13 protein-coding genes are annotated in these 20668 nt (G+C 65.9%); 10 read left to right on the top strand and 3 right to left on the bottom strand.

Annotated elements, in window-relative coordinates; all coding sequences use genetic code 11:
* The first annotated feature begins 2 nt into the window (after nucleotides 1–2).
* The 4 genes from smc to Q2K57_RS05375 all read left to right on the top strand — a co-directional run bounded on the left by smc (nucleotide 3) and on the right by Q2K57_RS05375 (nucleotide 7945).
* Nucleotides 3–3527, top strand: coding sequence for a chromosome segregation protein SMC (gene smc / locus Q2K57_RS05390; RefSeq protein ID WP_304526275.1), 3525 nt, complete (start codon nucleotides 3–5; stop codon nucleotides 3525–3527).
* Nucleotides 3528–3783: 256 nt separating this feature from the next.
* Nucleotides 3784–5451, top strand: coding sequence for a cell division protein ZipA (zipA, locus tag Q2K57_RS05385; RefSeq protein ID WP_304526274.1), 1668 nt, complete (start codon nucleotides 3784–3786; stop codon nucleotides 5449–5451).
* 143 nt (nucleotides 5452–5594) lie between these two features.
* The gene (gene ligA, locus Q2K57_RS05380; RefSeq protein ID WP_304526273.1) at nucleotides 5595–7685 is read left to right on the top strand and encodes an NAD-dependent DNA ligase LigA; all 2091 of its coding nucleotides are present in this window, start codon (nucleotides 5595–5597) and stop codon (nucleotides 7683–7685) included.
* Nucleotides 7682–7945 (top strand): YheU family protein, encoded by a 264-nt coding sequence (locus Q2K57_RS05375; RefSeq protein WP_304526272.1) that lies wholly within the window; start codon nucleotides 7682–7684, stop codon nucleotides 7943–7945. The genes ligA and Q2K57_RS05375 overlap by 4 nt, the downstream gene beginning before the upstream one ends.
* A 205-nt stretch (nucleotides 7946–8150) precedes the next feature.
* Here the strand turns inward: Q2K57_RS05375 and Q2K57_RS05370 are convergent, their stop codons facing one another.
* Entirely contained in the window at nucleotides 8151–8819 is a 669-nt protein-coding gene (locus tag Q2K57_RS05370; RefSeq protein ID WP_304526271.1) for a TetR/AcrR family transcriptional regulator, read from the bottom strand.
* 197 nt (nucleotides 8820–9016) lie between these two features.
* Between Q2K57_RS05370 and Q2K57_RS05365 the strand changes: the two genes are divergently transcribed.
* Both Q2K57_RS05365 and Q2K57_RS05360 read left to right on the top strand, forming a co-directional pair.
* On the top strand, nucleotides 9017–10138 hold the full coding sequence (locus Q2K57_RS05365) for an HlyD family secretion protein (protein ID WP_304526270.1): 1122 nt from the start codon (nucleotides 9017–9019) through the stop codon (nucleotides 10136–10138).
* Complete coding sequence (locus tag Q2K57_RS05360) at nucleotides 10135–11700, top strand: DHA2 family efflux MFS transporter permease subunit (RefSeq protein ID WP_304526269.1); 1566 nt, start codon at nucleotides 10135–10137, stop codon at nucleotides 11698–11700. Before Q2K57_RS05365 ends, Q2K57_RS05360 begins: the two co-directional genes overlap by 4 nt.
* Nucleotides 11701–11812: 112 nt before the next feature.
* Here the strand turns inward: Q2K57_RS05360 and Q2K57_RS05355 are convergent, their stop codons facing one another.
* The gene (locus Q2K57_RS05355) at nucleotides 11813–12400 is read right to left on the bottom strand and encodes an HD domain-containing protein (RefSeq protein WP_304526268.1); all 588 of its coding nucleotides are present in this window, start codon (nucleotides 12398–12400) and stop codon (nucleotides 11813–11815) included.
* A complete protein-coding gene (locus Q2K57_RS05350) occupies nucleotides 12397–13554 on the bottom strand; it encodes a TauD/TfdA family dioxygenase (protein WP_304526267.1) in 1158 nt (385 codons plus the stop codon). The genes Q2K57_RS05355 and Q2K57_RS05350 overlap by 4 nt, the downstream gene beginning before the upstream one ends.
* A 93-nt stretch (nucleotides 13555–13647) precedes the next feature.
* Between Q2K57_RS05350 and Q2K57_RS05345 the strand changes: the two genes are divergently transcribed.
* The 4 genes from Q2K57_RS05345 to cydC all read left to right on the top strand — a co-directional run bounded on the left by Q2K57_RS05345 (nucleotide 13648) and on the right by cydC (nucleotide 20566).
* Nucleotides 13648–14565: a LysR substrate-binding domain-containing protein gene (locus Q2K57_RS05345; RefSeq protein WP_304526266.1), complete on the top strand. Its 918-nt coding sequence runs from the start codon at nucleotides 13648–13650 to the stop codon at nucleotides 14563–14565.
* Between the two features lie 224 nt (nucleotides 14566–14789).
* Entirely contained in the window at nucleotides 14790–16694 is a 1905-nt protein-coding gene (locus tag Q2K57_RS05340) for a PhoX family phosphatase (protein WP_304526265.1), read from the top strand.
* Nucleotides 16695–16976: 282 nt separating this feature from the next.
* Entirely contained in the window at nucleotides 16977–18776 is a 1800-nt protein-coding gene (gene cydD / locus Q2K57_RS05335) for a thiol reductant ABC exporter subunit CydD (RefSeq protein ID WP_304526264.1), read from the top strand.
* Nucleotides 18773–20566: a thiol reductant ABC exporter subunit CydC gene (gene cydC / locus Q2K57_RS05330; RefSeq protein WP_304526263.1), complete on the top strand. Its 1794-nt coding sequence runs from the start codon at nucleotides 18773–18775 to the stop codon at nucleotides 20564–20566. The genes cydD and cydC overlap by 4 nt, the downstream gene beginning before the upstream one ends.
* Nucleotides 20567–20668 lie beyond the last annotated feature (102 nt).

Below are 20668 nucleotides of genomic sequence, written 5' to 3'. Positions count from 1 at the left end.
CCATGCAGCTCAAGTCCATCAAACTGGTCGGCTTCAAGTCTTTCGTCGATCCGGTCACCGTGCCCTTTGACAGCAACATGACCGCCATTGTCGGCCCCAACGGTTGCGGCAAGTCCAACGTCATCGACGCCGTGCGCTGGGTGATGGGGGAATCCTCGGCCAAGACCCTGCGCGGCGAGTCGATGACCGACGTCATCTTCAACGGCTCCACCGGCCGCAAGCCGGTCGGCCAGGCTTCCATCGAACTCTTGTTCGACAACCGCGACGGCAGCATGGGTGGGGTCTATGCCCAGTACGCCGAGATCGCCGTCAAGCGCGTGGTGACCCGCGACAGCCAATCCAGCTACTTCTTCAACGGCCAGAAGTGCCGGCGCCGCGACATCGCCGATTTGTTCATGGGCACCGGCCTGGGGCCGCGCTCCTACGCCATCATCGGCCAGGGCATGATCTCGCGGCTGGTCGAGGCGCGCCCCGAAGAGCTGCGTTCGACCCTCGAAGAAGCCGCCGGCATCTCCAAGTACAAGGAGCGCCGTCGCGAGACCGAGAACCGCATGCGGCGCACTCAGGAGAATCTGGAGCGTCTCGACGACATCCGCGAAGAGCTCGACAAGCAGCTCGAACGGCTGAAGCGTCAGGCCGACGCCGCCAAGCGCTACCAGACCCTCAAGCAGGAGGAATACCGGCTCAAGGGCGAGTTGGCACTGCTGCGCGGCCGTGCGCTGCGCGCCGAGCAGAACGAGCAGGAGAGTCGCGTCCGCGAACTCGAGACCGGCGTCGAGCGCGAGGTGCTGGGTGCACGTCAGTGCGAGACCCGGCTCGAACAGGCAAGAAGCGAGCATGATCGCCTCGCCGAGGAACTCGAGAGCCATCAGGCCCGTTTCTATGAAACCACCACCGCCATCGCCCGCCTCGAGCAGAGCCTCGAGCACGCCCGTACCCGCGAGCAGCAGCTGGCGCGTGATCTGGAAAGCGCCCGTGCCGAACTCGCCGACCTCGACCGGCTGAACGATAGCGACGGCGAGCGCCTGGCCGCGCTGGACGAACGCCTCGAGACCCTGGGGCCCGAGCAGGAGGAGGTCGCCGAAGAGCTGGCCCAGCTCGAAGAGGCTCTCGAGGAAGCCGAGGCCGCCAACACCGAACATAGCGAGCGCTGGGAGGCCTTCAACGAGCGTCATCAGCAGGCGAGCCACGAAGCCGACCGCGCCCAGGACCGGGTGCGTAACCTCGAGCAGGGCGTCGAGACACTGGCCGCCGAGGTGCAGCGCCGCCGTCAGCAGCACGCAGAACTGCCCGATGCCAGCGAGCTTCGCGAGCAGCGCGCCGAGTTTGCCGAGCGCCTGGCCGAAGCCGAGCTGGAGCGCGAGGCCCTGGAAGACCGCCGTCAGCAGGCGCTGGATCGCCGCCAGCAGACCCGCGACGAGCGTCGCGACGCCGAGGCGCGCCGGGAGGCCGAACGCCAGCGCCGCAACAGCCTGCAGGGCGAACTTGCCTCTCTAGATGCGCTGATCGAAGCGGCGCTTGCCGATCACGACGACGCCCTGGAAGCGCATCTTGCCGAGCATGGCCTCGATGATGCCCCGCGTCTCGGGGAGCGGCTGTCGGTGGAGACCGAGTGGGAAGACGTCGTCGGCTGGATCCTCGCCCCCTGGCTCAATACACGACTGGTCGATCTGGCGACCGCCCGCCAGGCGCTGGGCGCCAGTGCGGAGACCGCCGCGCTCGGTGACCTGGCGCTGCTGGATGGCGACCTTGAGGCCTCGGATGTTCTGGAGGGCCTGGATGCCGATGGCCTGGCCGGCAAGGTGCAGGGCGCCGGTGCTGCAGCGCTGCTGCTCACCGGTATTCACTGCGTCGCCGACGAGCAAGAGGCCTGGTCGCGGGTCTCGAGCCTTCCGCCGGGCGAGAGCCTGGTGACTCCTGCGGGCCTGTGGCTCGGCAAAGGCTTCGTGCGCCGGCGTGGCGAGGCGCAGGGCAGCGACAGCCTGCTGACCAGCCGCCGTCGCCGGGACGAGGTAGCCGCGGAACTCGACGAGGTCGTCGTCACCCTGGCAGCACTGGACGAACAGCTGGCAACGCTCGAGCGTCGCGACCAGGACATCGAGGCGACCCTGGAGCAATGCCGGCGCGACGAGACCGAACAGCAGGGGCGGCATCAGCAGTGGACGCTCGCCGAGGCCAACCTCGCCACCCGTCTCGAACATCTGGAGGCGCGTGCCCGGGAGATCGACGAAGAGCTTGAGCGCATCGAAGAGCAGCGCGAGGAGCGTGCCCTGGCGCTGGAGGAAGCCCGCGAACAGTGGCAGGCCGCGATGGCGCGTCTGGAAGACGACAGCGCCGAGCGTGAGGGCCTAGAGCGCGCCCGCCGCGAGGCCCAGGAACGGCTCGCTTCGCTGCGCACGCGCCAGCGTCCGCTGGCCCAGCGAGCCCAGCAGCTGGCGCTCGATCATCAGCGGCTGACCACCGAGCGCGCCGGTCTCGGTCAGCAGCAAGGTCGTGCCGAGGAATCCCGCGCCCGCCTCGAGGAGAAGTGCGCCGAGCTCGAAGAGAGCCGTGAGATGCTGCGCGAGCCTGACGAGGAGAATCGCGAGCGCCTGGAAGAGCTGCTGCACCAGCGTGATCGTGACGAGCGGGCTCTAACCGCCTGCCGCGACAAGACCGCCGCCTTCACTGAACAGCTTCGCGAGGACGAGCAGGCTCGTCAGCAGCACGAGCGTAACCTGGAAGGAATCCGCGAGCGGTTGCAGGAAGCGCGCATGCAGGTTCAGGCCCTGGCATTGAAGGCCGACGCCCAGGATGAGCAGCTGGCCGAGCTCAACCACGATGCCGACGCCCTGGCCGAGCACCTCGACCCTAACGCCACCGAATCTGCCTGGCGCGAGCGCCTCGACGGACTGGGCGACAAGATCCGCCGGCTCGGCGCCATCAACCTCGCGGCCATCGAGGAATACGACCAGCAGGCCGAACGGCGCGACTACCTGGAGGCCCAGCATGCCGAGCTGACCGAGGCTCTGGAGACTCTCGACCGGGCGATCCGCAAGATTGATCAGGAGACCCGCACCCGTTTCAAGGCGACCTTCGATCAGGTCGATGCCGGTCTGCAGGCGCTTTTCCCCAAAGTCTTCGGCGGCGGGACCGCATGGTTGACCCTCACGGGCGAGGATTTGCTCGAGACCGGGGTCGCCATCATGGCAAGGCCCCCGGGCAAGAAGAACAGCACCATTCATCTGCTGTCGGGTGGAGAAAAGGCGCTCACTGCTCTGTCGCTGGTATTTGCCATCTTCCAGCTCAACCCCGCCCCGTTTTGCATGCTGGATGAGGTCGATGCACCCCTGGATGATGCCAACGTGGGACGCTATGCCAAGTTGGTGAAGGAGATGTCCGAGACCGTGCAGTTCATCTATATCACCCACAACAAGATCGCCATGGAAGCGGCTGAACGTTTGATGGGTGTGACCATGCAGGAGCCCGGGGTCTCGCGCTTGGTATCGGTCGGTGTCGAAGAGGCAGCGGTACTTGCCGAGGCCTGAAGACGGCGCAGGCTGGGGCGAGTCGGTGAAATGCGACGCTTGCACCTGATCGCGAAAGCGGGTACCAAGACGGGAGTTATGAACGACGTCGGTGACGCACACATAGGGTGATTACGCTGGCCATTCGACATGCTGTCAGGCAACGAATGTTGCTTGACAATCAAAAAAGACATGGCCCTTTTTTTGGTAATCGCGCTATGCTAATGGCTGTTAATCTTTCCGGCATGGTGCCCCTAGCAGACAGGCAAGACAACTCATGGAACTTAGAGAGTGGCTGATCATTCTGGGGTTGGCGCTGGTGACCATCATCGTGATCGATGGTGTACGTCGCCTCCAGCGTCAGCGTCGCGTCCCCCGACTGGATCAGGTCGATGCCTCATCGATCGATTCAGCATCGGGGTCAGACACCGACCCTGAGCAGGAAGCTCGGGATGCCGAAGTGCGCAGCGAGCTGCCCAATGGCGGGGCACGGGTCGTCAAGCCCGCCGCCTACGAGCCGCGTTCGAAACCCAAGCTGCAGCGCCAGGAGCACCCGGGCCCGTCTCGGGTGCTGTCCAGTTGGCGCCAGGACCAGGAAAGTCAGAGTAAGGGTGGCCAGAGTCAGGGGAGCCAGCACGACGGCGAACCCACGGTCACCCAGGCGTCTGGTCGTCAAGAGTCTCGCCATCACGAGCCTCATCATCAAGAGCCCCACCATCAAGAGCCCCACCATCAAGAGCCGCGCTATCAGGATACGGGACCGCCGCAAGACGACGCCCGTCAGATGTCCCGTGCTGACACTCAGCCGAAGGGCAAGCAGCCTGTAATAGACGAGCCAGGCGAGACCAATGTCGGCGCCGATGCACGGATGGATTTCGATGCCCGGGAGGAATTCGCGACGGAGCATCAGGACGATGTGCTGTCCGGTCTTGCCGCCGATCCCGCGGATCATGAAGGCTTCCATGATGAGGAGCGCTATCAGCTCGTCGATTTCGACGGCATGTCCGATTCGCTGCGCGACCGCTCGGCGAGGGTAGGTGATTCCATGCATCGCTTCGGTTCCTCGATCCAGCAGAAGATGGCCAGCCGCAAGGAAAAGCGTAAGAAGGACAAGCTGGAGCGCGAGCGTCAGAAGGCCGAGCGTCAGGCACGCGAAACCAGCCGTCGACAGCAGGAACAGGCCGAACGTGAAAGTGAGGCTCGCCGCGCGGCCGAAGCCGCCGCAGAGCGCGACGGCGACGACCCGCTGTTTTCATCACGGTTGTCTGCGCAGAAAAGCGCGCAGGCAAGTGCGCAGGCAAGCGATAGTGCACGCCGGGATGAGATGCGCCAAAGCGAGAGACAGGAAAGAGGTGATGAGAGCTATGCCGCGTTTGACCCCTCTCAATATGCTGACGAGGCGGCCGAGCTAACCGACGGCGTCGAGCCACCGCATCCTACGATCCAGCGTGCGCTGCGCAATGGCGTCAAGGTTGAGCATGCCCGCGAGACCCTCGGCAACGCCGAGGAAATCATCGTCATCAGCGTGATGTCCCGCGACGAGGACGGTTTCTCCGGCACTGCACTGCTGGATCTGATGCTGGCCTGCGGTCTGCGCTACTGCCGCGACATGCAGATCTTCCATCGCTTCGAGACCCAGGACCCGCATAGCGAGCTGCAGTTCTCGATGGTCAACGTGATCAAGCCGGGGACCTTCCCGCTCGCCGACGGCGGCGACTTCACCACGCCGGGCATCAGTCTGCTGATGCCGTTGCCCGGGGCGCAAGACAGCTCCGCGGCCTTCGAGGCCATGGTCGAGACCGCCATGGTGGTGGTGCGCCATCTGGGCGGCGAGCTGAAGGACGAGAACCAGAGCGTGATGACCGCCCAGACCGTGGGTTTCGCCCGCGAGCGGGTCCAGGAGTTCGATCGCCGCCACCGGCTGCATCGCACTCAGGCCAACTGATATCGGCAGCTTCTGCCGTCACGACCCTCAACATGGGCTCCTTCGGGAGCCCATGTGTCGTTTGGGATCCGCCGCGTCGTTTGGGACCCGCCGCCAATCCGCTACAATGCCCGTTTGCTTCCCTGACGTGATGCCACCCCTTCATGAGCCAGCCTGACACCAAGACCCTCGACGAGGTGGCCCAGCTGCGTGCCGCCCTCGATGACGCCAATTACCGCTACTATGTGCTCGATGAGCCGCAGCTGACCGACGCGGACTACGACCTCAAGCTGCGCCGCCTGCAGGAGATCGAGGCCGAGTACCCCGCGCTGGTGACGCCGGACTCGCCGACCCAGCGCGTCGGCTCGGCCCCGGCCGATGGTTTTCCCGAAGTGCAGCATGAAGTCCCCATGCTGTCGCTCAACAACGCCTTCGATGAGGATGAGCTGGCCGAGTTCGTGCGGCGAGTCGCCGACCGCCTGGAGGTCGCCCCCGATTCCCTGTCTTTCTGCTGTGAACCCAAGCTCGATGGCGCGGCGGTATCGCTGGTCTATCGGCAAGGTGAACTTGATACCGGCGTCACCCGAGGCGATGGCCAAACCGGTGAGGGAATTACCTCTAACCTCAAGACGCTCAGGTCGGTTCCGCTTAGTCTGCGTGGCCAAAAGTGGCCTGATCGGCTCGAGGTACGTGGCGAGGTCACCATGCGTCACGCCGACTTCGAGGCCATGAATGACAAGGCCAGGGAGGAGGGCTCCAAGGTCTTCGCCAACCCTCGCAACGCCGCCGCCGGCAGCCTGCGTCAGCTCGACCCGCGCATCACAGACAAGCGTCCCCTGGAATTCAGCGCCTACCAGCTCGTCCAGGGAACGGTCAGTTTGGCCAATATCGATACACCCACGCACAGTGAGCAGATGGCCCTGCTGCGTGACTGGGGCTTTCGCGTTAGCCCTGAACTGGAAGTGGTCGAGGGAGCTGAAGGCATCATCGACTACTGCCGACGCCTCGGCGAGAAGCGAGACGGGCTTGGCTATGATATCGATGGCGCGGTGATCAAGGTCGATGACCTGCGCCTTCAGCGCGAGCTGGGCTTCGTGGCTCGGGCGCCGCGCTGGGCTATCGCCTTCAAGTTTCCCGCCCAGGAACAGGTCACGACGCTCGAAGACGTCGAATTCCAGGTCGGGCGTACCGGCGCCATCACCCCCGTCGCGCGGCTGGCACCGGTCTCGGTGGCCGGCGTTACCGTGTCCAATGCCACCCTGCATAACCAGGACGAGATCGCGCGGCTGGGCGTGAAGATTGGCGACCGGGTCAGCATTCGCCGCGCCGGTGACGTCATCCCGCAGGTGGTGAGGGTGATCGAGGAAGAGCGGCCCGCAGATGCCCGCGAGATCGTCTTCCCCAGCTGCTGCCCGGTCTGTGAATCGCAGATCGAGCGCTTGGAAGGCGAGGCCGTAGCGCGCTGCTCCGGCGGGCTCTTTTGCCCGGCTCAGCGCAAGGAGGCGCTCAAGCATTTCGCCAGCCGTCGCGCCCTGGATATCGAAGGGCTCGGCGTGAAGCTGATCGATGCCCTGGTCGAGCGCGACTGGGTGACGTCCCCGGCGGATCTCTTTACCCTGTCGGCCCAGGTCCTGGCCGGTCTGCCGCGGATGGGCGAGAAGTCGGCGGCCAACCTGGTCGCGGCGCTGGAGAAGGCCAAAGCGACCACTCTTTCGCGCTTTATCTATGCCCTGGGCATCCGCGAGGTCGGTGAAGCCACCGCCAACAATCTGGCCCGCCATTTCGGTAGCCTCGAGGGGCTGATGGCCGCCGAGCAGGCGGACCTCGAGGCCGTGGATGACGTGGGACCGATCGTCGCCGCCCATCTGCATACGTTCTTTCGCCAGCCCCACAACCGGGAGACCATCGAAGCGCTGATCGCGCAGGGTCTCACCTGGCAGGAAGAAGCTGTGAGCGAACGTCCGCAGCCGCTGACCGGCGAGACCTGGGTGCTGACCGGCACCCTCGAGAACCTGACCCGCGACGAGGGCAAGGCGCGTCTGCAGGCGCTGGGCGCCAAGGTCGCCGGCAGCGTGTCGAAGAAGACGGCCTGCCTGGTGGCCGGCGAGGCCGCCGGCAGCAAGCTCACCAAGGCGACGGATCTCGGTGTACAGGTGATCGACGAGGCCGAATTCCTGAGCCGCCTGGCCGCCTGGGAGCGCGGCGAATCCTTCGGCTCTGAATGTGACGCTGACAATGAAGAGGAGACGCAATGAGCCGTTTCGTGGAAGTCCCCTATCGCATGCTGCCCGGCGAGACCCTGGACGCCCTGCTCGAGGCCTTCGTCACCCGTCAGGGCTATGACACCACCGATACCGGCGAGGGCATGCGCGGTTGGGCCGGCGAGCTCAAGAGTCAGCTCGAACGCGGCGAACTGCTGATCGCCCATGACCTGCAGACCGAGCTCACCGAGGTGATGACGCTTGCTCAGTGGCGCGCCTTCGGACGCGATATCGCCGACGACGAAGAGGATTGATCAACTCTTTTGATCAAAAGGGTCGATCACAAAGGGCGATCAAGAGGGCTTTAAAAGAGGCTTCTCGAGCGCACTGAGACCCTGCACACGACAACGGCCCCGCCAGGCGGGGCCGTTGTCGTTCCGCTATCGCTGCCTCGATCATCAGGCGCTGCAGGCCTTGGCAGCCTCCGGCTGAGTCCTGGATAAGGACCGGGAGAAAGCCCTAGGCCGACGGACGGGTGACCCCCGAGAGAAAGATCGCCACACAGCGCATGGCCCGGGCGTCGCGCTGTGCCTCATCGAGGCGCAGGTCGCGGCCGAGCAGGGCGTCGATGTGCCATTCACCGAGCAGCATGCCCATGAACATGCCGGCCGCTTCGCGCGGGTCATCCAGATCGAGGCGGCCGCTGTCGACCTGGTCTCCGAGATAGGTGGCAAGTGCCTGACGGGTCTGGTCGGGGCCGCGGGTGAGGAACAGCTCGCCAAGCTCGGGCGCCCGCTCGGCCTCGAAGGCCAGGCCGCGTACCAGGCGGATCACGCCCGGATCGAACACCAGCGCCAGCATGCGGCGGCCCAGTTCGTACAGCACTTGCTCGGGAGCCTGGCGATCCCGTCGCCCTTCTTCCAGCACCGCCCAGGCGGTGGCGATATGGCGCTCCATGGCCGCCGTGAACAGTCCTTCCTTGTTGCCGAACTGCTTGTACAGCGTGGCCAGTGAGCCGCCGGCGCGGGCCACCACCTCGTTGACGCTGGCGCCGGCATAGCCCTGCTCGAGAAAGACATCCCGGGCGGCATCCAGCAGCCGTTCGCGTCTCGCTACCCCGCGCGGGGTGAGGGAGGCGTCGGTCTTGTCAGCGATATCGTGGGGATCGGGAGAGGCTGAGCGGGTCATTCACATTCCTGTCGCGGCATGTCAGTGGCACCTGGGGTGGCCACGGCTGTGAGGTCGGTCCTTGCGGAATGCGCCCATTTCGCGGGCTCTTCCATGGTGGTCATGTAGTGTAGCATTCATTACACTATAGGGCTTCCCTCCCGAGGAGCCGACTTTTCAGAGACGTCCGTCGGGGCGACATGCATTGAGGAGTGGCCATGACATCGGATGGCAAGCAGGGCGAAACCCCGGACGAGCACCAGCGCGAGGGTTCGGTCGCGCACCAGAGCGAGGGCTCGGTCGCGCACCAGAGCGACGATTCGGTCGCGCGCCCAGATACCCGGCCCAGCGGGAAATCGAGCGGCAAGATGCTGGTCGCGCTGGCGGTGCTCATCGCCTTGGCGGCGCTTGGCTGGTGGGGCGTGGGCTGGTGGCAGACCGGGCGTTTCATCGCAGAGACCGACAATGCCTATGTGCGCACCGACAGCGTGGCCGTGCGGGCCGAGCTGTCGGCGCGGGTCGCCGAGGTAGCGGTGGACGACAACCAGACGGTCAAGCAGGGCGACTTGCTGGTGCGCCTGGACGCCGAGACCTATCGCGATCAGGCCCGCCAGCACCTCGAGCGCTCGTCATCGCTTGCCGCCAACAACTACGGCTCACGCCAGCAGCGCGAAGACGACCAGGCGGCGCTGCGGGTCGCCGAGGCCAACCTGTCCAAGAGCCGTGCGGCGGTGGTCTCGGCCAAGCGTCAGCTGGCGGTAGCCGAGAGCGACGTGACCCGCGCCGAGGCCAACCTCGACGCCGCCAACGCCGATCTCGACTATGCCCGCCATCAGCTCGACAAGACCCGCATCGTCGCACCTCGCGACGGCGTCGTCGGCAACCTGCGGGTCGAGGCCGGTACCCTGGCCCAGCCGTCGCTGACGCTTTTGCAGCTGGTGCCCATCGAGTCGGCCTATGTGGCGGCCAACTTCAAGGAAACCCAGCTCGAGCGGATACGCGTTGGCCAGCCGGTCGAGGTGCATCTGGATGCCTACCCGGACACTACCTTTGATGGCGTGGTCGATAGCCTGTCACCGGCTACCGGCACCGAGTTCAGCCTGCTGCCCCAGGACAACGCCACCGGCAACTTCAACAAGATCGTGCAGCGGGTGCCGGTCAATATCCGCATTACCGGCCCCGTTGAGTCGCTTGGCCAGCTGCGCGCCGGGCTGTCGGCGGTGCCTGAAGTGGACACCCGTGACCTGACCCCCGACAAAGGCTCCCCTGACGCTGGTGGTCCCGCTAAAGGCGTGGCCCAGGCAGCAGACTCTCTCTCCGACGATCAGGCCGACTCGTGAGCGAGCGGTCCGCCAGTCCGGCCGTCTCAGCCTTGGCGGCGCCGGTCAGCGACATGCCGCCCTGGCGGCAGCGCGTTGGCTTCATCGCCGCGGTGTTCGGCATGTTCATGGCGATCCTGGACATCCAGATCGTCGCCAGCTCGCTCAACGAGATCCAGTCGGGGCTCTCGGCCAGCGAAGATGAGATCTCCTGGGTACAGACTTCCTACCTGATCGCTGAAATCGTGATGATTCCGCTGTCGGGCATGCTGATGCGCATCCTCTCGACCCGGGTAGCCTTCACCCTGTCCTGTGCCGGTTTCACCCTGGCAAGCTTTGGCTGTGCGCTGGCCACCTCGATCGAACAGCTCATCGTGCTGCGCGCCATCCAGGGCTTCATGGGCGGGGCGATGATCCCGATCACCCAGGCGGTGAGTTTCTCGATCTTTCCCCGGCGGGTGATGGGCAGCGTGCAGGCGGTGATCGGCATGGTGGTGACCATGGCGCCCTCTATCGGCCCCACGGTAGGCGGCTATATCACCGAGGCGATGAGCTGGCACTGGCTGTTCCTGGCCAACGTGATCCCCGGCGTGCTGGTGTGCTGGGCCGCCTGGACCTATCTCGATATCGACAAGCCCAACCATGCGGTGGCGCGCCATCTCGACCTGATCGGCCTGGTGCTGATTGCGGTGTTTCTGGGCTCGCTGGAGTTCGTGCTCGAAGAGGGTCCGGGCGATGACTGGTTCGACAGCGACCGTATTATCCTCTTTAGCCTGACCTGTCTGGCGGCCGGGGTGTGGTTCTTCACTCGCACCCTGCGAAGCGACCATCCGATCGTTGATCTGCGCGCCTTCGCCAATCGCAACTTCGCGATCGGCGCCGGGATGGGCTTCATCATCGGCATTGCGCTCTACGGGCTTGTCTACATCATGCCGCTGTTCTTCGGCTATGTGCGCGGCTATTCGAGCCTGCAGATCGGCCAGGTGATGTTCGTCACCGGGCTGACGATGTTCCTGTGCGCGCCGATAGTGGGCCAGGCTTCCAACCGTCTCGACCTGCGGGTGCTGCTGTTCTTTGGGCTACTGCTGGTCGGCGTGGGCACCATGATGAACGCCAATCTCACCGTGGAGTCGGGGTTCTGGCAGTTCTGCGTGCCGCAGATCGTGCGCGGCATGGGACTGATCATGTGCATCATCCCGGCCTCGCGCATCGCGCTGGGCACCCTGCCGCCCAGCGAAGTGGGTAACGCCAGCGGGCTCTTCAACGTGATGCGCAACCTGGGTGGCGCCATGGGGCTGGCGCTGCTCGATACGGTGCGTGACATCCGCGAGGACTTTCACTGGAACCAGTTGGCCCCGGCCATCGATACCGGCCGTGAGGTGGTGGTGGCGGAAATCGCCAAGTATGAGGCAATGCTCGCAGGCTCGGTGCCCGATGCCTACCACGCCGCCGTTGGCATGCTAGTGCAGCGGGTCTCGCAGCAGGCGCAGGTGCTGGCCTTCAACGACATCTTCACCTGGATGGGGCTGATCTATCTGTTGAGCGTGCCGCTGGTGTTTCTGCTGCGGCGGCTATCGGCCTGACTCGCCGACGCGTCAGATGAGCCTCGCATGCAAACGCGGCCCCTGCACAAACAGGGGCCGCGTCGTTTTTATGACCTGCCGGTATCAAGCGCCAGGACGCGCTATCAGCGCCTCACAGGTGGCGGGCGCTTTCGTCGCCGACATAGGCCGGATCGAAAGCCGGGCGGCTGAAGATACGCCGGACCATGGGCGCGAAGTGCTCGAGCGACCGGGTGGGGTAGTCCGGGTCGAAGGAGGCCTGGTCCCAGCGCTCGCAGAAGTCGACGCAGCGCTGATACCAGGGGTGGCCCTGGTAGCGGTCGCGCTCCAGCGGATCACCGCCGAAGTGGTGAATGTAGTAGTAGTTCTGGAACAGTCCGTGGTGCTCGATGATCCAGGTAACCTCGGCCCGCACATAGGGGCGGATGATGGACGCGGCATACTGCGAATGATTGTGGGGCGCCAGGTCGTCACCGATGTCGTGGATCAGCGCCGCCACGATCATTTCCTCGTCTTCGCCGTCTTCCTCGGCCCGGGTGGCGGACTGCAGCACATGATCGAGCCGCGAGACCCGGTAGCCGGAGAGGGTATTCTCCAGCGCCCGAAGCGCTTCGAGAATGCGCTCCGGCAGGCCCTCGACGAAGCGCTCCTCGAGCTCGCCGAGCATCATGTACTCGTCCTTGGTGCCATCCTTCATCTGGGTGAACGTTACGGTATTCATGCGGCAGTCGCGCTCTCGGTTGAAACGGTGGCTTGAAAGGCGCGCTCCTGCTTGACGATCGCCCGGAAATGGCCGGTGGGGCCGTCCCGGTCGATGTAGCAGCCCTGCAGGTGGCGAAAGCCTTCGTTCTGATCGTAGGCGGTGCGGCCGTGCAGCACCCGGTTGTTGTCGAACATCATCAGCTCGCCATCGCCCAGCGCAAACTGGATCTCATAGTCCGCGTGGGCGAACAGCTCGCCGAGGCGGCGCCGGGCACGATGAAAGGCCTTGGTGCTCTCCTCGTCCATCAGCGGCAGGTAGTCCAGACGCGGGCTGTAGTGCACGCCGTCCATCTTGCCCATGGCATCGAGGTGAATCATCGGCCGGCGCTCGATCAGCTCGACGCCATCGTCGATGAAGCGAAAGCGCACCGGGATAGTGGACAGCAGCCGGTAGCCTTCCGGGTCCTCGGCGCGCAACTGCTCGGCGACGGCCAGGCTGTCGACTAGCGTCGACAGGCCACCGGTCGTCTCGTTGGTCAGGCAGTGCAGTAGCTGGATGCCGGGGACCGGCTCGCGATAGGGGTTGTCGGTGTGCGGCGCCAGGGGCACGCTGCGATAGGCCAGATCGTTGGACTCGGGGCGCGAGCAGACCTCGAAGTACTTGCCGAAGTTGGTGGAACGCACGTGGCCAAAGGTTTCGCCGACATCGACCAGGTGGCCGCCGTCGGTCGGCACATTCTTGAGAATGATCACCCCATGGCGCAGGTAGGTCTCGAGGGCCTCGCGGAAGTAGTCGTGATCGTCGATCTTCTCCCAGTCGCGGGTGATGCTTGCGAAGTCGATGCTGCTGTCCCAGAGCCGCGGGGCAGGCAGGCCGTCGTCATCATCGAAGTCATCGGCGAAATGCCGCAGATCATAGCGCCCGCTGTGGCCGTCGCTGAAGCTCAGGCGTACCTCCTGGTCGTCCATAAGCTCGGCTTCTACCAGCGTCAGGTCCTCATCCAGGTGGTGCGGGTTGAACAGGCGCTGCTGGGTGGCGACGTCCAGGCTCTCCGGTTCCTGGCAGCGTTCGCGAAGCCACAGGGCCGGCAGCTCGGTGCGGGTGCCGGCGGCGTCCGTGGCGAAGACCTTGGCGGGGGATTCTTGGACGTGAAAAGCGGGTTCTGACATCATCTCGGCTCTGACGGAACGTGTGGGCCGGCATTTTACGCATCGCGCAAATGCCGGGAAGGCGCGCCCATCTTATGCATCCCATAGAGTTGCCTTATGGCCGAAATTGACGAGTCATTGCCTAGCCTCAAGGCACTCATCGCCTTTGAAACCACCCTTCGCCTGGGCTCGCTGACCGCCGCCGCCAAGGTGCTCGGCGCCACCCAGCCGGCGATCTCCCAGCGCATTCGCGGGCTGGAGAGCCAGGTGGGGCTGGTGCTCTTCGAGCGAAGTGGCGGCCGCCTCGCGCCGACCCGCGAGGCGCTGCGCTTCTATGACGATATCGCCCCTGCGCTCAACCGCATCGACAGCGCCGTTCACTCGCTCAGAGCCCGGGCGCGCTCGACCCGCCAACGGGTGCTGATCGCCGCCAACTTCGGCTTCGCGCATCTCTGGCTGCTGCCCAGGCTCTCGAGGCTCGAAGCGGCCTTTCCGCAGGTGGATATCGAGGTGCTGGCCGTCGATCAGGACGATCAGGACCACCGCGCCGATATCGCCATTCATTGCGACCGCGATAGCGAGCAGGACGATATCTTCACTCCGGAAGAGGTGTTTCCGGTCTGCAGCCCCGCCTTCGCCGCTTTGCACGGCCTGCTCGAGGGCGACACCCCGGCGCGCTGGTCGGCGCTGCCGCTGCTGCACATGGACGAGCGCAATTCGCGCTGGATCGACTGGCGCGAGTGGAGCGCCCTGGCTGGGGTGACTTATGAGGTGCCCTATGAAGAGCGGGGGGCCGTCTTCAAGTACAACAACTATCCGTTGCTGCTTAACGCGGCCCAGGCCGGCAAGGGGATCGCGCTTGGCTGGGACCTGCTGGTCCAAGATGCGCTCAAGGACGGTAGTCTGATACCGCTGGCGCCGCCGATCCGGCGCGAAAGCCACGGTTATATTCTGCGCACCCGCTATGCCCACAGTGCCCTGATCGGCGAAATCATGCGCTGGGTCACGGCGGAAATCGGCCGCGCGCCCGCCTAAGCTGCGGGCGTACCCCGGCGGCGAATGCCCTCCCTTGACCTTGATCCTGTCACGACGGTTACACCCGGCGGACATGGAACTGTCAGCGATATGTCATCAAATCGAGAGACTATTCTTAGTGCCGGTCAACGGCGTCGGTGCTCGCCGAGAGGCGAAGGCGTCGCCGTTCGACATGACCTCTACCCGTGATGATCTCGATCCTCTTGATGACCAAGGACGTTCCAATGACTCAGTCTGTCGACAGAAATCGCCGCCGTCTCCTCGGCTTCATGGCGGGAGCGCCCCTGCTGCCCCTCGCCGGGGGCCTTGCCAGCCTAGGCGCCAGCACTTCAGCCTTCGCCGATAGCCAGGCGACAGTGACGTCCGTCAAGTTCCTGCCCATGGCGGCGCCTTCGTTGAGCAATCCGGCAGCCATGGCGACCACCACCATTGGTTCGGCCATGCAGCTGAAGATGAGCGACGGCACCAGTCGCCAGGTCAAGCTGGCCTATCATCCCTTCTTCATCACCGGTGATCGCGTGCCCGACGGCCAGGGCGGCACCGTGGTCGCCGGCGGCTATTACGATATCGATAACCAGCCGATCCTGGATCCGTCGGCCGACAATCGCCAGTTCTTCTCCGACTGCCCGGACGGCACCAGCCTGCTGACGGTCGAGAACGCCCGGGTCGATGGCGTGTACGGCAACCCGGTGTTTGCCGTCGTGCAGTTCGAGTACACCACCCGCAACGGCGCGGAAGAAGGGATGTACGGTCAACTGCCCTCGCCGATCGCGGTGCTGACGCTTGATCAAAACCCGGAAACCGGCGAGCTGACGCTGGTCAAGTACCACAACGTCGATACCTCGCCGGTCAACGGCCTGTGGATCACCTGCGGTGCCAGTCTGTCGCCCTGGGGCACGCACCTGTCGAGCGAAGAATACGAGCCGGATGCCTCGGCGCCCGACGACACCTTCAGGAGCTTCTGCAAGCACCTGTTCGGCGACGAGAGTCGCGGCAACCCCTATCACTATGGCCACCTGCCGGAAGTGACGGTGAACCCCGACGGCAGCGGCACCCTTGCCAAACACTACAACCTGGGCCGCATCTCTCATGAGCTGATCGAGGTGATGCCGGACGAGCGCACCGTGCTGATGGGCGACGACGCCACCAACGGTGGCCTGTTCATGTTCGTCGCCGACCAGCCGCGGGATCTGTCGTCCGGTACCCTGTACGTGGGCAAGTGGACCCAGGTCTCGGGCGAAGGGCCCGGCGCAGGCGATATCAGCTGGATTCGCCTGGGACATGCCAGCAGTGCCGAGATCAAGACAATGATCGACGACGGCATCCAGGCGGCGGACATCATGGACATCCGCACCGAGGATCCCCAGGACGATGGCTTCACCCGCATTCCCTTCAGCGGCAAGCTCAACTGGGTCAAGCTCAAGCCGGGCATGGAAAAGGCCGCCGCCTTCCTCGAGACCCATCGCTACGCGGCGCTGATGGGAGCCTCGATGGGCTTTACCAAGATGGAGGGCACCACCGTCAATGCCGCCGACAAGAAGGCCTATTCGGCCATGTCCTACGTCTATAAGACGATGACCGACGGCAGCAACGAGATCCACGTCGAAGGCCCGACCGCCGGTGCGGTCTACGAGCACACCCTGCGCGGCGGCCAGAAGGACAGCGATGGTCAGCCCATCGACAGCGAGTGGATGTCGGTGCACATGGCGGTGCCGCCCAACCTCATCGGTGAGGACCTGGCCGAGCCCGACGCGCTGGGCAACACGGCGCATGCCGAACGCATTGCCAACCCCGACAACATCAAGTATTCCGAGGCGCTGCGCACGCTGTTCATCGGCGAAGACAGCGGCAATCACGTCAACAACTTCCTGTGGGCCTACAACGTCGACAGCGGCGACCTGACGCGTCTGCTGTCCTGTCCGGCCGGCGCCGAGTCCACCGGGCTGCAGGCCGTCGATGCGATCAATGGCTGGACCTACATCATGAGCAACTTCCAGCATCCGGGAGACTGGGACAGCCCCTTGCACGACAAGGTCCGCGAGACCCTGGACCCCTATGTGCGCGCCAATTTCAAGGACCGCTATGGTGCCGCGGTGGGCTACATCACCGGCATGCCCAAGCTCGGCTGATCACTCCTGTCCCGCGTTACTCCTACACCCTCGGCCGGCTTCGGCCGAGGGTGTCTTCCCATCTGACAGCGCGACTGTGAGCCCGCCTGAATCATCAGGCGATCACCTCGGCGCGCAGCGGAGTCTGAGCGATGCCCTCGAGGCGATGCATCGCGAGCCATGTTGATTCAGGTCAAGGGGTTACAAAGCGCAACGCGTAGACTGGGCTCGAAACGGACTGCGGTGCGCCCGATGGCATGTCGCGTCCCATAACGAGACTGACTCCCTGACTCCGGCTTCGCGATGCAAACCACAACGACCAAACCCCTCGGCTGGCTCAAGCAGGAGAGCCGCCGCGTGCGCACGCCCGTCGCCTGGGCCATCGGCCTGGGACTCGCCAGCGGCGTGCTACTCATCGTCCAGGCGACGCTGCTCGCCCATGTCGCCGATGGCGCGATCTTCCAACAGACGCCGCTCGCCACGCTGTGGCCGGCGTTCGCCGCCATGCTGGCGATCCTGCTGCTGCGCGCCGGGCTGACCTACGCCGTTGAACACTTCGCCTTCACTGCGGCGAGCACCGTCAAGCTCGCGGTGCGCGAGCGCCTGATGCGCCAGTTGCAGGCGCTGGGGCTGGTCTGGCAGCGCGGCGCGCAGACCGGTGACGTGGTCAACACCGTCACCGACGGCGTCGAGCACCTCGAGGCCTATTATGCCCGCTATCTGCCGCAGACCGCGCTGGCCGCGCTGATCCCGCTGGCGATCCTGGCGGTGATCCTGCCCATCGATTGGGTCTCGGCGCTGATCCTGATGGTTACCGCGCCGCTGATTCCGGTATTCATGATCTTCATCGGCAAGGGCGCGGAGAAGCTCAACCAGCGCCAGTGGCGGCGCATGGGCCAGCTTTCCGGGCACTTCCTCGACGCCCTGCAGGGGCTGACCACGCTCAAGGTCTTCAACCTGGGGCGGCGCGAGGCGCGACTGATCGAACGGCTCTCCGACGAGTACCGCACCAGTACGCTCAAGGTGCTGCGCCTGGCCTTCGTCTCGTCGCTGGTCCTGGAGTTCCTGGCCACGGTGAGCATCGCCATGGTCGCGGTGCTGATCGGTTTTCGGCTGCTGTGGGGCGAGCTGGACTTCGAGTCGGGCTTTCTGGTGCTGCTGCTGGCGCCGGAGTTCTACCTGCCGCTGCGCAACATGGGCGGGGTCTATCACGCGCGCATGGAAGCGCTCGGGGCCGCCGAGCGCATCGTCGAACTGCTCGACGCGCCGACCCTCGAGTGGACCGGAACGCGGCGCGACGGCCTCGGCGCGGGGCAGGTGCCGCGCGTTGAGCTGACCGGGCTCGGCTATGCGTATCCCGCCGATGAGGTCTTCGGCGACGACGACTCCTCCGCCGGCGAGACGCATGCGCCGCGCAAGCCGGCGCTCGATGACGTCTCGCTGGGCATTGCCCCCGGCGAAACGGTGGCGATCGTCGGCCCTTCGGGCGCCGGCAAGAGCACCCTGGCGCTGATGCTGCTGGGCCTGCTGCGCCCCGACCGCGGCGCGGTGACGGTCGATGGCGTGGTCCTCGACGAGATCGACATCGCCGCCTGGCGTGAGTCGCTGGCCTGGGTGCCGCAGCAGCCGCGGCTGTTCTTCGGCACGGTGCGCGACAACCTCTGCCTGGGGCGAGACGTCGACGACGCCGCGCTGTGGCGTGCGCTCGAGCAGGCACAGGCAAGGGACTTCGTTGCGACCCTGCCGCAGGAACTCGACACCCCGCTCGGCGAGCGCGGTGTTCGCCTCTCCGGCGGCGAGGCGCAGCGTCTGGCGATCGCCCGGGCGTTGGTGCGCGACGCCGGCTTCGTGGTCGCCGACGAGATCAGCGCCCATCTCGATGCCGACAACGAGCGTGCGCTAGTCACGGCCCTCAAGGCGTTGGGCGAGGGCCGCAGCCTGGTCGTCATCGCCCACCGGCTGGAGACCGTGCGCCACGCCGATCGCATCGTGGTACTCGAGGCCGGACGCGTTCGCGAGCAAGGGAGCCACGATGAACTGCTCGCGGCCGGCGGGCTCTATGCCCGGCTGGTTTCAGGCGCTGCCGGGGAGGCGCTGTCATGAGCGATCTGCGCTGGTGGCTGACTCTGGCCCGCCCCTATCTCGGCTACTTCGCGCTGGGCATCCTGCTCAGCGTGGTGACCGTCTCCGCCAACATGGCGCTGCTCGCCGTATCGGGCTGGTTTCTGGCCAGCATGGCGGCGGCGGGGCTCGCCGCGGCTGACTTCAACTACTTCACCCCGGCGGCGCTGATCCGCGGCCTGGCGATCACCCGCACCGCCGGGCGCTATCTTGAGCGTCTGGTCAGCCACGACGCTACGCTGCGCCTGCTCACCGGCCTGCGGGTGTGGTTCTACCGCCAGGTGGAGCCGCTCTCGCCGCTGCAGTTGCAGGGCCTGCGCAGCGGCGACCTGCTGGCGCGCATCCGTGCCGACATCGACACCCTGGATAGCGTCTACCTGCGGTTGCTGACTCCCGCGGTGGTGGCGCTGGTCTGCGTGGCTGGGGCGGTGGCCGTGCTCGCCGTCTACAGCCCGGCGGTGGCGCTGGTCGATCTGGCGCTGCTGCTGGCGGCTGGGGCGTTACTGCCGGCACTGGTCGAGCGGCTCGGGCGTCGTCCCGGGGCCGAGGCGGTCGAGGTCGGCGCGGCGCTCAAGGCCGAGGTGGTCGATGCCGTCGAAGGACTCGGCGAGCTGACGGTGTTCGGTGGGCTCGATGAACGCCGGCGCCGGGTGGATACTCTGGGCCGGCGCTGGATCGCCTGTCAGGCGCGCCTGTCGCGGCTCTCGGGGCTGTCTCAGGCCGGGGTGCTGGTCTTCACCCATCTGGCGGTGCTGGCCACCGCCTGGTTGATGGTGCCGCGGCTGCAGTCGTCGGGGCTTGACGCGGTGGACTTCGCCCCGGTGGTGCTGCTGGCGATGGGTTGCTTCGAGGCCGTGGCCCAGTTGCCCGGGGCCTGGCAGGCACTGGGCCAGATGCGCGCTGCGACGCGCCGGCTACGCGCCTTCGAGGCGCTGCGTCCGGGGGTGGCCGAACCCGAAACACCGGCCGGCGCGCCGGCCGGCGACGCGCTGCGCTTCGTGGGCGTCGGCGTGCGCCATGCGCCGGAGGGCGCCGCGGCGCTCGATGGCCTCGATCTGACCATCGCGCCGGGCGAGCGGGTCGCCCTGGTCGGGCCCAGCGGCGCCGGCAAGAGTACCGTCGCCCAGTTGCTGCTGCGGCTGGTCGAGGCCGAGCGCGGCACGCTCCACTGGGACGGCCGGCCGATCGGCGACTATCGCAGCGAGGACCTGCGCGCACGCATCGCCTACGTGCCACAGAAGATCTATCTGTTCCACGCCTCGGTGCGCGACAACCTGCTGATCGGCGATCCCGAGGCCGACGAGGCGGCGATGATCGAGGCCGCGCGGCTGGCCTGCCTGCACGACGAGATCCTGGCACTGCCCGCGGGTTACGACACCCTGGTGGGCGAGGAAGGGCTCAAGCTTTCCGGTGGCCAGATCCGCCGCCTGGGCATCGCCCGGGCGCTGCTGCGCGACGCGCCACTGGTGATCCTCGACGAGCCCTGCGAGGGGCTGGACAACGCCACCGCGGCCCGCCTATGGCGCAATCTCGACCGCTATCTCGCGGGGCGCACACTGCTGCTGATCAGCCACCACATGGCCTGGGTGCGCGAGGTCGACCGCGTGCTGATGCTCGAGCGCGGTCGCCTGTTGGCCGAGGGCGGTCATGCCATGCTGGCGCACGACTGCGCCGATTACCGGCGTCTCGCCGGTGGTGGGCTGTCGGGTGGCGCCGGTGACTATGACAGCGCCTGCGACGCCGCGCCGCGGCCTGCCGGCGTCTACCCCTGAACGGCCCTTGATGCAGGTCAAAAAGCCCGCCCAGGCATTGGGTTACCCTGATTAGGTATCTTTCTCCGGTCTCGCTTGTGTCTCGCATCGGGCGCCGGTTCC

Source organism: Halomonas sp. I5-271120 (assembly GCF_030553075.1).
GTDB classification, from domain to species: domain Bacteria; phylum Pseudomonadota; class Gammaproteobacteria; order Pseudomonadales; family Halomonadaceae; genus Onishia; species Onishia taeanensis_A.
This window is presented reverse-complemented; position numbering and strand designations above follow the sequence as displayed.